General features: G+C 69.4%; 1 protein-coding gene. It reads left to right on the plus strand.

Going from position 1 to position 1,079, the window contains the following annotated elements; translation table 11 throughout:
• Positions 1 to 333 precede the first annotated feature (333 nt).
• Positions 334 to 990, plus strand: coding sequence for an aldehyde dehydrogenase iron-sulfur subunit PaoA (paoA, locus tag ACEN88_RS32430; RefSeq protein WP_413346341.1), 657 nt, complete (start codon positions 334 to 336; stop codon positions 988 to 990).
• Positions 991 to 1,079: the final 89 nt, after the last annotated feature.

The raw sequence follows: 1,079 nt of genomic DNA on the forward strand, positions 1-1,079 counted from the left end.
CGCTGGCGGCACGCGACGGGGCCGACGCCTCGGCCGCATGGGCACTCGCACAGGCCAGGCCAAACAGGGTTGCAAGCAACAGGCGCTTCATGGTTCCTCCTTGTTTTTGAACGTGGCGCCATCTTGCCCGTCGCACCGGGCCGGGCCAAGGCCGCGCCGCGCCGGGTGCGCGGTGTGCGCCTGGCGGTATCGGAATGTGCTACCGGCCGGCGGCGACCTGGTTGGAAATGCCGAATTTACGCGTGGGCGCGCGTATCGTGCACGGGTACTCGGCCGATCGGATTTAATATGCGCAATCTGACGACGATGCCGTACACAGGAGGGAGCGTACCCATGATCGACTCGAGCGACATCAACCAGACGAGGCGCGACCTGCTGATCGGCGGCGCGCTGTCCGCCACGGCCGCGGCATTGCCGCCCATGGCGTCCGCCCAGGGACCTGAAACGGGCCAGGCGCCCGCCGCCACGCCGGCGCCGGTCACGGCCAGGGTGGCGCTGCGCGTGAACGGCCAGCGCTACGAGCTGGACCTCGACACGCGCACCACCTTGCTCGACATGCTGCGCGAGCATCTGCGCCTGACGGGCACCAAGAAGGGCTGCGACCAGGGCCAGTGCGGCGCCTGCACGGTCATCGTGGACGGCCGCCGCATCAATTCCTGCCTCAGCCTCGCCGTGATGCACGAAGGCGCGGACGTCACGACCATCGAAGGCCTCGGCACGCCGGACAAGCTGCATCCGCTGCAGGCCGCGTTCGTGAAGCACGACGGCTACCAGTGCGGCTACTGCACGCCGGGCCAGATCTGCTCGGCGGTCGCGGCGCTGGACGAGATCCGGCGCGGCATCCCGAGCCACGTCAGCGCGGACCTGGACGCGCAGCCGCTGCTGTCGCCGGCCGAGCTGCGCGAGCGCATGAGCGGCAATATCTGCCGCTGCGGTGCGTACTCGAACATCATCGATGCGATCACGGACTATGCGGGGAGGCCGGCATGAAGGCTTTCACGTACCAGCGCGCCCGTACCCCGGCGGAGGCGGCCCCCCCCCCCCCGGGGGCGTTTAAACAAAAGACGCGGGCCGCCCAA

The organism is Massilia sp. CT11-108 (assembly GCF_047302915.1).
Classification (GTDB): Bacteria; Pseudomonadota; Gammaproteobacteria; order Burkholderiales; family Burkholderiaceae_D; genus Telluria; species Telluria orientalis.

Excerpts from the sequence above, each read along its gene's own strand:
- paoA (WP_413346341.1), top strand. The coding sequence starts at position 334 with ATGATCGACTCGAGCGACATCAACCAGACGAGGCGCGACCTGCTGATC.